This is a genomic window from Pseudarthrobacter sp. NPDC059871, from assembly GCF_042731175.1.
In the GTDB taxonomy this organism is placed as follows: domain Bacteria; phylum Actinomycetota; class Actinomycetes; order Actinomycetales; family Micrococcaceae; genus Arthrobacter.
Genome location: NZ_JBHWJV010000005.1, coordinates 14,136 through 30,144 on the forward strand (window position 1 = coordinate 14,136; position 16,009 = coordinate 30,144).

A 16,009-nucleotide genomic window follows, 5' to 3' on the forward strand; every position below is an offset into this window, starting at 1 on the left:
ATGGCTCTCTCCACCCCGCGCTTCCGTACGCGCCGCTCACTGGCAGCACTCCCCGCCGTCGTCCTCCTGGGAACGGCCGCGCTGTCCGCCTGCGCAGACCCCGGCGCTTCGGCTTCCGGTGATGCCTCCAGCGCGGCGCAGACGACGGCGGCACGCAACGGCGTGGTCTACAACACTTCCCCGGACCAGCAGCGGATCCGCGGCGAGAAAGACGCGGCGCTCGCCGCCAAGGTTCCCGAGCTGATCGGCAAGGACGGCAAGCTGACGGTGGCCACCACTGCCGGCTCCATCCCCCTGTCCTTCCACGCCACGGATGACAAGACGCCCATCGGCTCCGAGCTGGACATCGCCCAGCTGGTGGCGGACAAGCTGGGCCTGGAACTCGACGTCCAGGTCACATCCTGGGAGAACTGGCCACTGAAGACCCAGTCCGGCGACTTCGAGGTGGTTTTCTCCAACGTGGGCGTCAACAAGGACCGCGTGAAGCTGTTCGACTTCGCCAGCTACCGCGCCGCGTTCATGGGCTTCGAAGCCAAGAAATCCGCCACGTACGACATCAAGGGCGCGGACGACATCTCCGGGCTGCGCGTCTCCGTCGGCTCTGGCACCAACCAGGAAAAAATCCTGCTCGCCTGGAACAAGGAGCTCGAGGACAAGGGCAAGGCGCCGGCCACCCTGCAGTACTACCAGTCCGAGGCGGACACCATCCTTGCGCTCTCCTCGGGCCGCACTGACCTCAACATCGCCCCCTACCCGTCCACCGTGTACCGCGAGAACACCCGTGACGACCTGAAGGTGGTGGGCAAGGTGAACGCCGGCTGGCCGTCCGAAACGCTGGTGGCCGCCACGTCACTCAAGGGCAACGGGTTGGCGCCGGTGATCACCGAGGCCCTGAATTCCGCCATCAAGGACGGCTCCTACGGCAAGGTCCTGGAACGCTGGGGCCTGTCAGAGGAAGCGCTGCCGGAAGCCAAGACCATCACGGAGGACAACTACGCCGCCACCCAGGCCGCGGCCACACCAAGCGCCTCAGCCGAAGCATCGAAGAAGTCCTCATGAAATTCCAGGTCCTGGACATCATTCCGCACCTGAAGAACCCGCTCACCGGGGAGATCGTCTCCACCGCGGACCGGCTGAACCAGGTTGTGGAAACGGCCCGCCGGGCAGAAGCCCTGGGCTTCGACAGCTTCTCGGTGGGGGAGCGGCACGCCGGTGAGTTCATCTCGTCCTCTCCCACCACGGTGCTGGCGGCCATCGCAGCCGTGACGGACCGGATCCGGCTGCACACCGGCGTCACGGTGCTGTCCGTGCTGGACCCGGTGCGGGTGGCGGAAGACTACGCCACCATCGACCAGCTTAGCCGTGGCCGCCTGGAGGTCACCATCGGCAAGGGCAACGAGGTACTGCAGTACCCGCTCTTCGGCCTGGACCTGGCGGACCAATGGGACCTGCTGGCCGAAAAGTACGAGCTGCTGCGCCGGCTGTGGCGGGAAGAAGGCGTCACCTGGTCCGGCAGGTTCCGGTCTCCGCTGACCGAGCCGGCCACCACCACGCCACGCCCCTTCGACGGCCCGCCGCGTATTTGGCACGGTTCTGCTACAACGCTGACGTCGGCTGCCCTGGCCGGCAAGTGGGGCGACCCCCTGTTCACCGCCAACGCCATCCAGCCGCGGGAGAACTATGCCGTGCTGATCGACCACTACCGCGAAGAATACAGCCGCCACGGCCACGATCCCCGGCAGCAGTACGTCGGCTCGGGCTGCGGCGCCGGCGGCGTGTTCATCGCCGACACCACCCAGGAAGCGGTGCGGCAGTTCGGACCCGTCTACGAGGCACTGACGGCCAACCGCAACGTGCCGGGCAATAACTCGCCCTTCCGGGACATCCAGCATGCCGTGGCCGACGGGCCCGCGCTGGTGGGAAGTCCGGAGCAGGTGATCGACAAGATCCTGAGCTACCACCAGCTCTACCGCCACGACCTTCAGTCCATCTCCCTGCCCACCACGCTGCCCTTCGAACAGCAGCTGGAAATCCTGGAGCGCTTCGCCCTCGAAGTGATCCCGGCCGTCCGGGCCGCAGCGCCCACCACGCTGTGGGAGGCCGGGGACCCCTACGGCAACCGCCCCGAATTCACGCGATCCAACCCGTCCGCCAACGCCAGCAGGAGTGAGAACGCCCTTGTCCACTGATACAGCCCAAGAAACCTTCGACGCCGACTGGCAGGACTGGCACGCGGCGCACGAGCGCCACCGCGCCCACCCGCACGGCTTCCTCGCGGTGACCCACCTCCACTGGCTCAGCGGCGACGCCGGCCCGCTGGAAGGCGCCCCGGGAACCTGGAGCGCGGACGCCGACGTCGTCCGTGTTGTCCTGCAGCCGGGTGAGAGCCTGCAGCAGGACGGCAAGGAACTGAACACCGAAGCCGGCACAACCCTGGAATTCGGGCCCATCGCCGAACGCGGCGGGATCAACCTCGTGTCCGGAGAGACCGTCATCGAGGTGGCCAAGCGCGGCGGCGAGTACATCGTGCGGCCGCGGAACCCGGAGAACGGGCTGCTCCGCGAGTACCAGGGCACGCCCGCCTACTCGCCGGACGCCGCCTACGCCGTCCGCGGAACGTTCGTTCCGTTCGAGGCGCCGCGGCCCACCACGGTGGGCGCCGCCGTCGAAGGCATCCAGCACGTCTACGAGGCACCTGGCGAGATCCGCTTCAAGCTCGCGGGCCAGGAACTGGCGCTGACCGCGTTCAACGGCCACGCCCCGGGCTCCCTGTCGGTGCTGTTCACAGACCAGACCTCTGGCGCCACCACCTACGCGGCCAACCGCTCGCTCTCTGTGGTGCCCGCAGCGGACGGCTCCGTGGTGCTGGACTTCAACCGCGCGGTCAACCTGCCGTGCGCCTACACGGACCTGGCCACCTGCCCGCTGCCGCCGGCCGAAAACCGGCTGCCCGTGGCCATTGAAGCCGGCGAGAAGATTCCCTACGAACGTCAGGACCAGAAGTGAGCAACACCGAAACCCCTTCGGCCGAAGTAAGCCAGGCCGGATTCCTGGCCATCGAGCTCGACGGCGCCGGCTGGGACGGGGCGGATATCTCCCGTGCCGTGCTGGCCGCCGAGTCCGCCGGCTTCCACGCAGCCACCTTCACGGACGCGCCGGTTCCCGGCCGTGCCAACGCACTGCAGCGGGCAGCGTTCGCCGGCCCGGTCACCAGGTCGATTGCCCTGGTGCCCGAAGTGGACACCGTCTACACCGAGCCGTTCCACGTATCCACCCAGCTGGCCAGCCTCGACTACGTCTCCGGCGGCCGGGCCGGATGGATCGTCACCGCCGCCGAATCGCCTGAGGCTGCTGCCGCCGTCGGGCGTTCTTCCGCCAGCGGCACCGCGCTGGGCCAGGAAGCTGCAGCGTCCATTGAGGTCTCACGGCGGCTGTGGGATTCGTGGGAGGACGACGCCGTGATCCGCGACGTCGCCACCGGGCGGTACATCGACGTGGACAAGCTGCACTATGCCGATTTTGAGACGCCGGCCGGGTTTGCCGGTGCGGGCTACTCGGTGAAGGGCCCGTCCATCATTCCGCGGCCGCTGCAGGGTCAGTTGCCCGTGCTGGCTCCGGCATCGCTGCTCGGTGAAGTGCCGGTTGGCGCCGTGGACGCAGTACTGGTGTCCGCGCCTACCCCTGAACTGCTGGCCGCCGAGATCCTTGACGTGCGTTCCCGGGTGGGCGCGTCCGTGGCGGTGATTGCCGAGCTCGACGTCGTCCTGGACTCGCGGGGGCAGGCTGCGGCCTCGCGGGAAACCCCGTTCGACGGCGGCAGGGCGGCCTTTGCGGGCAGTGCCGCCGCCCTGACGGACTTCCTTGAGTCCCTGCTGGCGGACGCCGACGGCGTGCGCCTCCACCCGGCGTCGCTCGCCCTGGACCTCGACGAACTGGGCCGCGTGGTCCTGCCCGGGTTGCGCCGCCGTGGAGCACTGCGCCCCGTGCTGCAGGACGGGACCTTCCGCGACCTGCTGCGCCTGGAACGCCCGGCCAGCCGTTACGCCTCTGCCGCCGCCGGCACCGGAAACTAAGGGAAAACCATGACACAGCACAACCCTGCTAAATCCGACGTCTTCCAGCCCACCGGCCAGATCCAGTTCGGCATTTTCTTCCAGGGCGTCAACTCCGGCACCATCTGGAAAGCCGCGGAATCCGGTTCGCAGACCGACTTCGAATCCTTCCGCCGCATCGCCCAGACCGCCGAGCGCGGACTGTTCGCCGCCTTCTTCCTCGGCGAGGGACTGCGCCTGCGCGAGCACCTTGGCCGTCCGCACGCCCTGGACGTGGTGGGCCGCCCTGACGCGCAGACCATGCTCGCCGCCCTGGCGTCGGTGACCAACAACATCGGCCTGGTGGCCACCCAGAACACCACCTACAACGACCCCGCGGACCTGGCGCACCGGCTCGCCTCGCTGGACCTGATCTCCGGCGGACGGGCGGCCTGGAACATCGTCACTACGGACAACGCCTGGACCGGCGCCAACTTTCGGCGCGGCGGCTACCTGGACCACGCGGACCGGTACAAGCACGCCGAGGCATTCGTGGAGACGGCCAAACGGATCTGGGACTCCTGGGAAACCCCCGCAGGCCCCGCCCGCCACGTGCTCCACGAAGGCCAGCGCTACACGGTGGACGTCACGCCGCGGCTGCCGCGCAGCGCCCAGTACCGGCCTGTACTCTTCCAGGCCGGAGACTCACCCGAGGGCCGCAACTTCGCCGCCCGCCAGGCTGACGTGATCTTCTCCGCCCACCCGAAGTTCGATGACGCCCTGGAGTTCCGCAAGGATCTCGTGGAGCGATCGGTGGCGGCGGGCCGCGGTGCCAACGCGGTGCAGATCATGCCTGCCAGCGAATTCATCCTCGCGGCCACGGCCGAAGAGGCTGCGGAAAAGAAGGAATGGGTACGCAGCCTGCAGATCGGCCCGCAGCAGGCTGTCGCCTACCTGGAGCAGTTCTGGGGCCGCGAACTTTCCGCCTACGATCCCGACGGCCCGCTGCCGGAGATCGACCCTGTGGTGGAGGAGACGTCCGAGACCCGCGGCAGCGGCTTCCACGGCGCCAAGGCCCGCCAGCTCGCGGATCAGTGGCGCGCCGAGGCCAAGGACAAGGGCCTGTCCATCCGCCAGTTCGTGACCTCCAAAACGGCGCGGATCGACGCCACTTTCACCGGCTCCTACACGGCCGTTGCGGACCACCTTGCCGAGTACGCCCGGACGGGTGCGGTGGACGGATTCAACATCTCGCCGTGGCTGGTTCCCACCGGCCTGGATGACATCGTCAACCACCTGGTGCCGGAGCTGCAGGAACGCGGCGTCTACCCCGCCGAGTACCGCGGCAGCACGCTGCGCGAGAACCTCGGGCTGGAAACGCCGGTGCGCACGGCGGATCAGCCGTCCGGGGCGGTTCGCGCCTGATGCGTACGGCAGCCTGGCAGGGAAGGGACGACGACGGCGGCGAGGGCAGTGCCGTTGGAGGCCCTTCCCTGGGGGCTGCTTCGGAGGACACCGTCAGGCTGCAGCTCACCGTGTGGGAACAGTGGCTGTAGCTTCTTTCCCGCCGGCCGGGAGGGGTCGCGTACTTGACGCGTCAGCTGCCGTCGCGAAGGTCGGCCAGCGTGCGCGACGCAAAAGATATGTGGTCGAAGCCGACGCGGCATCCCTCTCCCGTCGGGCTCTGGGCCTCGAATCCCACCCGTACCGGCGGGAGGCCGTCGCCGAGGGCGAAGACGCGGACGAAGGCCCAGTCCGCTCCATCGGGGGACGCATGGAAAGCGAACGCGCGGCCCACCCGCGCAATGCGGAGCCAGACCTCCTGGCCTGCGACGGAGAAAGCGTTTGCGTCGTCCGCTACGCCCCTGGTCACTACCGATACAACCATCGGAGCCCCTGACGGTGATCGTTCGAAGCACAGCTTTGCCCAGTGGCGTTCGTCCGCCCACAGGAGCAGGACGCCGGCGTCGAACGTGCTCTCGAACGTTGTTGCCACCCTGGCTGTGAAGACGAAGTCACCGGCCGGCGGCTCACCCAGCAGGGTGACCGCGTTCAGCAGCGTTTCCGCTGCCGTTCCGGATTCACCGGTCGGGTCGATGAAGAGGTCGGAGTGTGGCATTGCCGTCACGGTAATCAGCCCGTCACCTTCTACCGTCCATGGGCTCTGCCCGGACGGAACGGCTGGAAACGGCAGACCTGGGACTGACATTGGCTCAGACATGGTGATAACGCTAACACCTGGCGGATCTCCGCAATGGGACGGTGCAGGGACTGGGTTGCCCGGTTAACGAACGACGCGGGCCGCTGCGCCACCCGTATGGTCTGGGTGGTGCAGCGGCCCGCGTCGAACCTGCCTGGGCGGTCCCTGGCCTTCGGCTTAGTTGAGGTAGCCGTTCGGGTTCAGGACGTACTTCGTGGCGGCTCCGGCATCGAACTCGGCGTAGCCGCGGGGGGCGTCTTCGAGCGAGATGGCCGTGGCGTTGACGGCCTTGGCGATGTGGATCCTGTCGTGCAGGATCGCCATCATCAGCTGCCGGTTGTACTTCATCACCGGGCACTGGCCCGTGGCGAAGGAAAGGGACTTGGCCCAGCCGGTGCCCAGCGACAGGGACAGGCTGCCCTTCTGGGCCGCCTCGTCCGCGGCGCCCGGATCCCCGGTGACGTAGAGGCCGGGAATACCCACGGACCCGCCGGCGGTGGTGATGTCCATCAGCGAGTTGAGCACTGTGGCCGGCGCCTCCTGGGCGCCGTGGCCGTGCCCGCGGGCTTCGAAGCCGACGGCATCGATTCCTGAATCCACCTCCCGGACGCCGAGGATCTGCTCGATCTGGTCGGCGGGGTCGCCGTTGGCAACGTTGACGGTTTCGCAGCCAAAGGACCGGGCCTGGGCCAGGCGGTCCTCGTTGAGGTCTCCGACGATGACCACCGCTGCACCCAGCAGCTGGGCGCTGGCGGCCGCGGCAAGGCCCACGGGCCCTGCTCCGGCAACGTAGACGGTGGACCCGACTCCGACACCCGCGGTGACGGCTCCATGGAAACCGGTGGGCAGGATGTCCGAGAGCATGGTCAGGTCCATGATCTTGTCGAGGGCCTGGTCGCGGTCCGGGAAGCGCAGGAGATTCCAGTCGGCGTAGGGCACCAGGACGTACTCGGCCTGGCCGCCAACCCAGCCGCCCATGTCCACGTAGCCGTAGGCGGAACCGGGACGGTCCGGGTTAACGTTCAGGCAGATCCCGGTCTTGCGTTCCTTGCAGTTCCGGCAGCGGCCACAGGAGATGTTGAAGGGGACCGAGACGATGTCCCCCACCTTGATGAATTCGACGTCCGGCCCGGCCTCAATGACTTCGCCGGTGATTTCGTGGCCCAGGACAAGGCCGGCCGGGGCGGTGGTGCGGCCGCGGACCATGTGCTGGTCCGAACCGCAGATGTTGGTGCTGACGGTGCGCAGGATGACCCCGTGCGGGACCTTCCGGCCAACGTTGATGGGATTGACGCCGGGGCCGGCCTGCAGTTCGAAGGTGGGGTACGGGGTGTCGATGATTTCGACGACCCCGGGCTCCTTGTACGCAACGGCTTTGTTACCTGACATGGGCATGGCTCCTATGGTTGGCATTTGATTGCCACGGAAGGCCCGACGCTGGGTGCATCAGACCTTCCGTGTGGTTTTACTTTTCACTTGCGGTGAATCTTTGGGGCGGGCAGCGCCCACCGTTTAGGGGACGGCTAGGCGTCGATCACCATGTCGGTGCGCGCGGTGGAACAGCAGGGCAGGAACTTGCCCGCGTCGATTTCCCGTTTGCGGATCCCGCCCTGGTGGTTCATGTCGATGTCCCCGGACAGCTTGACCACCTTGCAGGAGCCGCACATGCCCTCTTTGCAGTTCGCGCCGATCCGGACACCGGCACGTTGCGCCACCTCGAGGATGTGCTCCTCGGGGTCGATCCGCACGTTGATTCCGGTGCGCAGGAAGGACAGGGTCAGGCTCCCGGTTCCCACGGTGTCGAAGCTGGACGCGTCCGGGGTGGCGGCCTCCGGCGCGGCGGCGGCTTCCGTGCTGGCCGGAGCATCCGCGTCCACCGCTTCCAGTGGCATGCCGGTGGCCTGCAGCGTTCCATCCTCGTCATAGCCGGGTTCGTAGATCCCGAAGGCGGCGGGCTGGCTTTCGTAATAGTCCTCCGCGGACTCCGCGATTTCCTCGGCGATTTCTTCGGCGATGTCCGCCGCCAGGGCGAGCTCCGCCTGGTATTCCAGGAGGGTCTGCCGGTCGCCGGAGAAGAACTCCATGTAGATGGAGGTGTCGTCGACGCCCACCTTCTTCAGCAGCTCAGTTGCGGTGTTCAGGTAACCCTCGGGGCCGCAGGCGTACACCTGCCGGCCGTTGGCGTCGGGGGCCACTTCGTCGATCATCGCGGAGGACAACCGTCCCTTGAAGCCTTCCCATTCCTCGGGCCTGCCGCGGTCGCCCAAGGCGTAGAAGACCTTGACCCGGGAGTCCACGGACGCGATGTAGGCAAGCTCCCGGTGGAAGGCAAAGCCTCCGGCTTCGGCGCCGTGGTAGAGGACCACCACGTCGGCTGTTCCGGGCAGGCAATGGATGGTCCGCAGCATCGACATGATGGGCGTGATGCCGGCGCCGGCCGCCAGGAAAAGGTACCGTGCGCGCCGGTCAGCATCGGGCAGGTGGAATGCCCCCACTGGTCCCAGCATGTCCAGGACGGTACCCGGCCGCACGTTGTCATGCACCCACGGGGAAACCAGTCCGCCGGCGTCGCGCTTCACGGTGACGCTAAAGGTCCAGGGTTCCGTGGGCGAGCTGGACAGGGAGTAGCTGCGGTCCACCGGCTCCTGGTCTTCGCCGTTCACCGGGAAGGCAATGTTCACGTACTGGCCCGCACGGAACGCCAGGGGAGCCCCGTCGCAGCGCCGGAATACGAACGTCATCATGCCGCCCGCTTCGGGAACGGTCTCAACGCATTCAGCCATGAACTCCTGCGGGTGCCAGGGCCCCAGGGCGCGCGCGGCGCCTGCAGGCCCCTCGGTGCTGCCCATCACCCTGTTCCACGGCATCTCCAGGCCGCGGATGCGCTGCGGCTCCTGGACAGCCGCCGTTTCAGAGAGGAGCTCAATCATGCCAAGTGCTCCTGCACCCGCTGCACGTACCAGTTGATGAAGGCCTCCACCTGGTATTCGCTCTTCATGTACGGGCCGGGCTCGTAGGCGGGGCTGGCTGCACCCTGCTGGCAGAGTTCCACGAACGCCTTGTCCTGGATGTTGGTCTGCTCCCAGGTGTAGGTCAGCTTCTCACGGTCGTAGTCGACACCTTCCACGGCGTCGTCGGCCACCAGCCAGGTGGTGCGGACCAGGGTCTGGTGTTCGTTGATGGGGAAGACGCCGAAGGTGATGACGTGGTCGCTCTGAAAGTGGAACCAGCTGTTCGGCTGCAGGTGCATTGAGCAGCGGCCCAGGCGGAAGTCCCGCAGGTCGCCGAGCAGCTTCTTGGAGAGCCTGCGCCCATCGGCGGAGAAGGATTCGCCTTCTCCGTCAAGGGATTCCCTGGAGATCCGGATGCCTGCGATGCGGGTGTCCAGTTCCTCCACCACCTCGTAGGGGAGGCCGTAGCGGCGGCACCGCTCCTCGAGCGAGGACTGTGCTTCCTTGTTGCGTTCCCAGACCTCCTCGAGGTGGGTGGGGATCAGGCCTTCCGTCAGGCCCCAGGTGGGGAAGAGGGAGCAGGCGAGTTCCGGGTGCCCGTCACAGTGGTAGCACTCACGGTTGTTCTCCATGACGAGCTTCCAGTTGCCCTCTTCGATGATGTTCTGCTGGTAGGCAATCTTCGTCTTGGACAGGTCGTGCGGTGCGAGGTACGGCTCGAAGATCTTCGAGGTCTCGTCGAAGTCTGTGGGCGGTTCGTCAGCGATGCAGACGAAGATGAGGCCGGCAACCTCGCGGCTGTGGGCCTTCTTGAGGGCGAAGCAGTTCTTGTCGAACTTGGCTTCACCGGGAGCGGAGGCGTGGATCAGGTTGCCCTCGGGGGAGTAGGTCCAGGAGTGGTAGCCGCAGACGAGGTTGCCGGTGGAACCGGCATTTTCGGTCAGGACGCGGGCGCCGCGGTGGCGGCAGACGTTGTGCAGGACGTTGACGCCGCCGTCGTCGTTGCGGAGCACGATCAGGGAATAGGGGCCGTAATCGACGGTGATGTAGTCGCCTGGCTCGGGCAGCTCGGCAACGCTGCCGGCAAAGATCCAGTGCTGGCCGAAGATGGCCTCCATGTCGATCTTGAAGATCGTCGGGTCAGTGTAGAACGGGGCGTCGAGGGAGTAGCCCGTGCGCCGGAACTCGAACAGTGCAGCGATCTCTGCCTGCTGCTCTGCAGGCAGAGATGAAGCAAGTTTTCCGCGTGAGTTGAGGGGCACGTTCACTGGAGCAGTCATTTTTTCCTCCCGGGAGGCTGGGTAAGTATGCGGTTGGTGGGGAGACTTCGGAGTTGGTGGAGGCAACCCGCGGTGTCGGAATGTCGTCGTTACGAGGTGGGGGAGGATCGACGCGGAAGAAGACCCGGCGTACGGATCGAGCTTTTGGCAAGCTTCTCCATGTTTGGGTCCTTCCGCATGCGTCTTACGCAACAACAATCATGATGTGCAACAGCGTGACGTATGCCACGCTGACTGTCAAGTAGTTACAAACCCGCGGCCGCAGCCACAGAAATGTCTTGACATCGGAGTACGGCAGGGCGCTGCGGCACGGCGGCTGATTGGCCCGCCCGGCGCCGGTGCGGCCCCGTCAAAAAGCATCGAAATCCCTACTGCACGCGGGCTGCACGGAAGGGCCGACGACGGCCTGGCGCGTGCCGTCGTCGGCCCTTCCCTGTGCGCTGCGCAGTCAGCGGTTCTGCCGCCTAGGGCACCTTGACCGGGACTGCCCCCTCCTCAGCGGGAACAGCACCAGCCGGAAGAGATTCAGCCGGAACAGCGTCAGCAGCCGGGCCCGCGGACGGGTGGGCTGCCACTGCAGCCGCGTGCTCGGCCAGCACGCCCGTCTGGTGCCTGATCTTCAGCCGGTACAGCAGGGCCCCGCCGCCGGTCACGGCAGCCACGAAGAGAACGCCACCCCACTGCAGGTACCACTCGAAGGGCGGCACCGAGTTGTAGATCTCCGGCCGCGGCCAGATCAGGTTCACCGTCATGGCGCCGCCCCACAGGACCGCGAGGATGTTCACTGGCAGCCCCCACTTGCCCATGCAGAACCCGGGCTCAGCGCCGTCGGCATCGGCCAGCGGCCACTTTTTGAGGAACCGCTTGCGCAGCAGGGGAACCGTCACCAGCAGGTAGGACAGATAGATCAGCACGATGCTGATGCTGGACAGGATGGTAAAGATGGCCGGCTGCATCACGTTGATCAGCAGCGGGAGGACCGCCAGGATACCGATGACAATGGCAGCGACCGTTGGGGTCCTGCGGACGGGATCCACCTTGCTGAGCTGGCGGCTGAACGGCAGGTTATTGTCACGGGCCATGGCGAACATCATCCGGATCGCAGCCGCGTGGACGGCCAGGGTGCAGACCACCACGGCCACCACGATGCAGGCCAGGAACGCCTTGCCGAACGGGCCGCCCAGGACACTGAGCACGATGTGCTGCAACCCGCCGTCCGCCGATCCCACCTTGGGATCTGTGAGGTCCGGAGCGGCAAGGATGCCGAACAGCAGGATGAGCCCGCCCAGCAGGAACGACGCCGTGACGGCGCGGAGGATGGCCTTGGGCGCCGTCTTCTTGGGGTCCTTGGTCTCCTCGCCCAGCGAGCTGGCGGTATCGAAGCCGTACATGACGTAGCCGGAGGCCATGGCACCGATCAGGAAGACGCCGAAGAAACCGAGGTCGTGCCCCTCGCCGAAGCCCGCGGTATCGAAGAAGACCTCCGGCCCGCGCACCACATGCCAGCCGAGGGCGAGGATCAGCAGCACCGCGGCCACCAGCTCCACGAAGACGCCGATGCTGTTGATCCGCGTCATCAGCTTCACGCCGAAGGCGTTGATCAGGGTGGAGATGGTGATCATGATGGTGGCCAGCACCACGCCGTTCATGGCGAAATCGAACGGGCCCGTACCGTCGCCAACGAACTGGAAGCCGGACCAGAGCTGAGGCAGCGTGATCTGCAGTGCCAGCGCCACAGAGCCCAGCGCCATGATGGACGACAGCAGCAGCAGCCAGCCGGCCAGCCAGGACGACGTGCCGGATGCCAGCCGCTTGGCCCAGTTGTAGACCGAACCGGCCACCGGGTAGCGGCCGGCGAGCTCGGCGAAGCACAGGGCCACCATCAGCTGGCCCACGAACACGATGGGCCAGGACCACGCGTACGCGGGGCCGGCCATGGAGAAACCGAAATAGAACAGCTGGAAAACGCCGGTGAGGATGGAAATGTAGCTGACGCCTGCAGCGAAGCTGGCGAACTTGCCGATGCTGCGGTCCAGGGTCTGGGTGTAGCCAAATTCGTCCATGCCGCTTGAATCAATACTCTTGCTGGGTTCCACTGTGGACTCCTAAATCAGAAAAGCACGATGGGATCGGCCGCCCTGGGGCGCGGCTGAGTCGAAGGGGCGGGATGCACGCGGCGTGGCCATATATTAAGCCCGCTGCCGCGGTGCCGTGCCCGTCAGGCGAAGGAAGGGGCGAATTCCTCCTCGGCCGTTGCCGCGGAGCTGCCGGCGCGGGCCTGGTCGGCCCGGACCAGGTCGGCGCAGCGCTCGCCGATCATCATGACCGTGATGTTCGGGTTGACCGTGACGTGCTCGGGCATGACGGACGCATCGGCGACCCGTAGCCCGGTGACCCCCTTGACCCGCAACCGGGCATCCAACGGTGACATCCCGTCGTCGTCCGCTCCCATCCGGACGGTGCCCACCGGGTGGTAGACGGTGTTGTGGGTCTTGCGGATGTAGTCCTGCAGCTCCTCGTCCGTCTGCGCCTCGACGCCGGGCGAGAGCTCCCGGCCGGTCCACGCAGCCATGGCGGGCTGCGCGGCGATCTCGCGCGCCTTACGGATGCCGGCCACCATGACGCGCATGTCGTGGCCTTCCGGGTCCGTGAAGTAGCGGGGGTCCACCATCGGCTTGTCGCGGAAGTCGCGGCTGCGCAGCCGGACAGTCCCGCGGGAGCGTGCGTGGGTGACGTTCGGTGTGAGGCTGAAGCCGTTCTCCGTAGTGGGGTAGCCGTGCCGCAGGGTGTTCATGTCGAACGGGACGGAGCCGTAGTGCATCATCAGGTCCGGGCGGTCCAGGCCGTCCTCGGTGGGAGTGAAGATGCCGATTTCCCACCACTGCGTGGAACTTTGCACCATGGGCTGCCTGGCCTCGAACTGCACCACGCCTTCGGGGTGGTCCTGCAGGTTCTCGCCAACACCGGGGGAGTCCACCAGGACGTCGATGCCGTGGGCGGCGAGGTGTTGGGCCGGGCCGATGCCGGAGAGCATGAGCAGCTTGGGCGAATCGATGGCGCCGGTGGACAGGATGACTTCGTGGCGCGCGGAGAGCCGGTGGGTGCGGCCGAACGCTCCGTCCACCACGTCGACGCCGGTGCAGCGCTTGTCCGCATCGAACACCAGCTGGCGGGCGCGGAGGCCTGTGAGCAGTGTGAAGTTGGGGCGGTCGATGATGGGGTGGATGTAGGACACCGAGCTGGAGGACCGGGTTCCGTCCGCCCGGCGGTTGATCTGGAAGAAGTTGGCGCCGTTGACCACGGTGGTGCCGGTGTTGAACCTGGCCCGGGGGATGCCTGTCTCTTCACAGGCGTCGAGGAGCGCGACGCCGGCAGGATCCACCGGGGGCACGTTCATCAGGTGCACCGGGCCCGAGTCCCCGTGGTGGGGTGCGTCCGGGCCGGCGTCCTGGTTGGTTTCCAGCCGCTGGTACAGCGGCCACGCGGCATCCGCGTTCCAGCCGGCGGCGCCGTACTTGGACTCCCACTCGTCCAGGTCCTCGCGGGGAGCCCAGAAGGCGATGCAGGAGTTGTGGCTGGAGCAGCCACCCATCACCCTGGCGCGGGCGTGCCGCATGAACGAGTTGCCGTTTTCCTGCGGCTCGATGGGGTAGTCCCAGTCGTAGCCGGATTCGAGCAGTTCCATCCAGCGGTCCAGCTGCAGGATTTCGGGCAGGTTGCGGTCGTCCGGGCCAGCCTCAACGAGGGCCACGGTGACGTCCGGATCCTCGCTTAGCCGCGCGGCCACGGCGGCACCTGCGGACCCGCCGCCGATGACGACGTAGTCGAATTCCCGCTGCGTGGCGTCGTCGATGTTGTCGAAGTGCATCTAGTTCTCCTTGCTGTGGTCAGCGAACCAGCCGGTGACCTGCGGGCTGGTGTTTTGGTAGATGTGCTTGGCTTCCTGGTACTCGGCGAGGCCGGAGGGGCCCAGCTCGCGGCCGACGCCGGACTGGCCGAAGCCGCCCCACTCGGCCTGGGGGAGGTAGGGGTGGTAGTCGTTGATCCAGATGGTGCCGTGCCGGAGCCTGCCCGCCACCCGCTGGGCCTTGCCGGCGTCCTGCGTCCAGACGGCGCCGGCCAGGCCGTAGATGGTGTCGTTGGCGGTGGCCACGGCTTCGTCTTCGGTGCGGAAAGTTTCCACGGTGACCACCGGGCCGAACGCCTCGTCGGTGACCACGGACATGCCGCGCTGCACCTGGTCCAGGATGGTGGGCTGGTAGTAGAACCCGGCGTCGTACTTTTCGCCTTCAGGGGCCGCGCCGCCGGTCCGGAGCCGTGCACCTTCCCCGACGCCGCGCTGGACGTACGCGTTGACCTTGTCCCGGTGGGCTGCGGAGATCAGCGGTCCGGATTCGGCGTCCTCGTCGAAGGGGCCGCCCAGCCGGATGCCCTGGGCACGGCGGACCAGTTCGTCCACGAATCGTTCGGCGATGGATTCCTCCACCACCAGCCGGGCGCCGGCGGAGCAGACCTGGCCGGAGTGGACGAACGCGCCGTTGAGGGCGTTGTCCACGGCGGCATCGAAGTCAGCGTCCGCGAACACCACGTTGGGGTTCTTGCCACCGAGTTCCAGCGCCACTTTCTTGACGGTGCCGGCAGCGGCCGCGGCGATGCGCTTGCCGGTTTCCAGCCCGCCGGTAAAGGAGACGAGGTCGACGGCGGGGTGTTCCGAAAGGGGTGCGCCCGCCCCAGCGCCTGCTCCCGTCACGAGGTTGGCGACGCCGTCCGGCAAGCCGAGGTCCTGCAGCAGCTGCATGGCGAGGATGCTGGTGGACGGGGTCAGCTCGGAGGGCTTGAGGACGAAGGTGCAGCCGGCGGCCAGGGCGGGCGCGATCTTCCACGCGGCCTGGAGGAGGGGGTAGTTCCACGGGGTGATCAGGCCGCAGACGCCCACGGGTTCGTACGCGATCCGGCTGACGACGGCGGGATCCCCGGCGTCCACCAGCCGGCCCGCCTGCTGCCCGGCGAGCCTGCCGAAGTATTCGAAGCAGGCGGCGATGTCATCCATGTCGATGCGGCTTTCCACCATCCGCTTGCCGGTGTCCAGGGACTCGGCGCGGGCAAACTTTTCGCGGTGTTCCCGCAGGCCGGCGGCGACCTTGAGGAGGAAGGCGCCGCGTTCGGGTGCCGGGACGCCGGACCAGGCGCCGGAGTCGAAGGCGGCGCGGGCGGCCGTGATGGCGCGGTGCGCGTCCTCCCTGCCGGCCTCGGACACCGTGGCGACCAGTTCGCCGTCGGCCGGATTGCGGATTTCACGGACGGCGCCGGACGCGGCGGCTTCCCACGATCCGTTGATGAACAGGGTGCTTGCTGTATCTGTCATGTGTCTCCCTAAGTGGTAGGTCACGCGCCGCGCCGGCTGGTTTACGGCCGTGCTGCGGGCACGGCGGAGCAGCGCCGGGTGGTGCGGCGGCTGTGCTGCGGAGGTGACTTTAGCGGTGCGCGATGTCCGTGCTGCGGACAGCGCGCCGGGGGTTTTCGGGCCGGCGGGCTTAGCGCGGCGTG

At 67.2% G+C, this 16,009-nt stretch carries 13 protein-coding genes; 6 read left to right on the forward strand and 7 right to left on the reverse strand.

Annotated elements, in window-relative coordinates; genetic code table 11:
- Genes ACFV4R_RS08300 through ACFV4R_RS08325 form a run of 6 tightly spaced genes read left to right on the forward strand, consistent with a single transcriptional unit; the run spans position 1 to position 5,587 of the window.
- The gene (locus ACFV4R_RS08300; protein ID WP_377201891.1) at positions 1 to 1,059 is read left to right on the forward strand and encodes an ABC transporter substrate-binding protein; all 1,059 of its coding nucleotides are present in this window, start codon (positions 1 to 3) and stop codon (positions 1,057 to 1,059) included.
- Complete coding sequence (locus tag ACFV4R_RS08305; RefSeq protein WP_377201892.1) at positions 1,056 to 2,189, forward strand: LLM class flavin-dependent oxidoreductase; 1,134 nt, start codon at positions 1,056 to 1,058, stop codon at positions 2,187 to 2,189. The genes ACFV4R_RS08300 and ACFV4R_RS08305 overlap by 4 nt, the downstream gene beginning before the upstream one ends.
- Positions 2,179 to 3,006, forward strand: a complete 828-nt coding sequence (locus tag ACFV4R_RS08310) for a DUF1684 domain-containing protein (RefSeq protein ID WP_377201893.1) — start codon at positions 2,179 to 2,181, stop codon at positions 3,004 to 3,006. Before ACFV4R_RS08305 ends, ACFV4R_RS08310 begins: the two co-directional genes overlap by 11 nt.
- Positions 3,003 to 4,073, forward strand: a complete 1,071-nt coding sequence (locus tag ACFV4R_RS08315) for an LLM class flavin-dependent oxidoreductase (RefSeq protein WP_377201894.1) — start codon at positions 3,003 to 3,005, stop codon at positions 4,071 to 4,073. The genes ACFV4R_RS08310 and ACFV4R_RS08315 overlap by 4 nt, the downstream gene beginning before the upstream one ends.
- A 9-nt stretch (positions 4,074 to 4,082) precedes the next feature.
- Positions 4,083 to 5,456 (forward strand): NtaA/DmoA family FMN-dependent monooxygenase, encoded by a 1,374-nt coding sequence (locus ACFV4R_RS08320; protein WP_377201895.1) that lies wholly within the window; start codon positions 4,083 to 4,085, stop codon positions 5,454 to 5,456.
- Positions 5,456 to 5,587, forward strand: coding sequence for a hypothetical protein (locus tag ACFV4R_RS08325; RefSeq protein ID WP_377201896.1), 132 nt, complete (start codon positions 5,456 to 5,458; stop codon positions 5,585 to 5,587). The genes ACFV4R_RS08320 and ACFV4R_RS08325 overlap by 1 nt, the downstream gene beginning before the upstream one ends.
- A 41-nt stretch (positions 5,588 to 5,628) precedes the next feature.
- Here the strand turns inward: ACFV4R_RS08325 and ACFV4R_RS08330 are convergent, their stop codons facing one another.
- The 7 genes from ACFV4R_RS08330 to ACFV4R_RS08360 form a co-directional block, all read right to left on the reverse strand.
- Positions 5,629 to 6,252 carry a DUF1349 domain-containing protein gene (locus tag ACFV4R_RS08330; protein ID WP_377201897.1) on the reverse strand — a complete coding sequence of 208 codons (624 nt, stop codon included), beginning with the start codon at positions 6,250 to 6,252 and terminating at the stop codon, positions 5,629 to 5,631.
- A gap of 156 nt (positions 6,253 to 6,408) precedes the next feature.
- Positions 6,409 to 7,620 (reverse strand): formaldehyde dehydrogenase, glutathione-independent, encoded by a 1,212-nt coding sequence (fdhA, locus tag ACFV4R_RS08335; protein WP_377201898.1) that lies wholly within the window; start codon positions 7,618 to 7,620, stop codon positions 6,409 to 6,411.
- Between the two features lie 134 nt (positions 7,621 to 7,754).
- Positions 7,755 to 9,161, reverse strand: coding sequence for a ferredoxin reductase (locus ACFV4R_RS08340; RefSeq protein WP_377201899.1), 1,407 nt, complete (start codon positions 9,159 to 9,161; stop codon positions 7,755 to 7,757).
- On the reverse strand, positions 9,158 to 10,462 hold the full coding sequence (locus tag ACFV4R_RS08345) for an SRPBCC family protein (protein WP_377201900.1): 1,305 nt from the start codon (positions 10,460 to 10,462) through the stop codon (positions 9,158 to 9,160). The genes ACFV4R_RS08340 and ACFV4R_RS08345 overlap by 4 nt, the downstream gene beginning before the upstream one ends.
- A gap of 464 nt (positions 10,463 to 10,926) precedes the next feature.
- Complete coding sequence (locus ACFV4R_RS08350; RefSeq protein ID WP_377202085.1) at positions 10,927 to 12,525, reverse strand: APC family permease; 1,599 nt, start codon at positions 12,523 to 12,525, stop codon at positions 10,927 to 10,929.
- Positions 12,526 to 12,680: 155 nt separating this feature from the next.
- Positions 12,681 to 14,330, reverse strand: a complete 1,650-nt coding sequence (locus ACFV4R_RS08355) for a GMC family oxidoreductase (RefSeq protein WP_377201901.1) — start codon at positions 14,328 to 14,330, stop codon at positions 12,681 to 12,683.
- On the reverse strand, positions 14,331 to 15,827 hold the full coding sequence (locus tag ACFV4R_RS08360) for an aldehyde dehydrogenase family protein (RefSeq protein ID WP_377201902.1): 1,497 nt from the start codon (positions 15,825 to 15,827) through the stop codon (positions 14,331 to 14,333).
- Positions 15,828 to 16,009 lie beyond the last annotated feature (182 nt).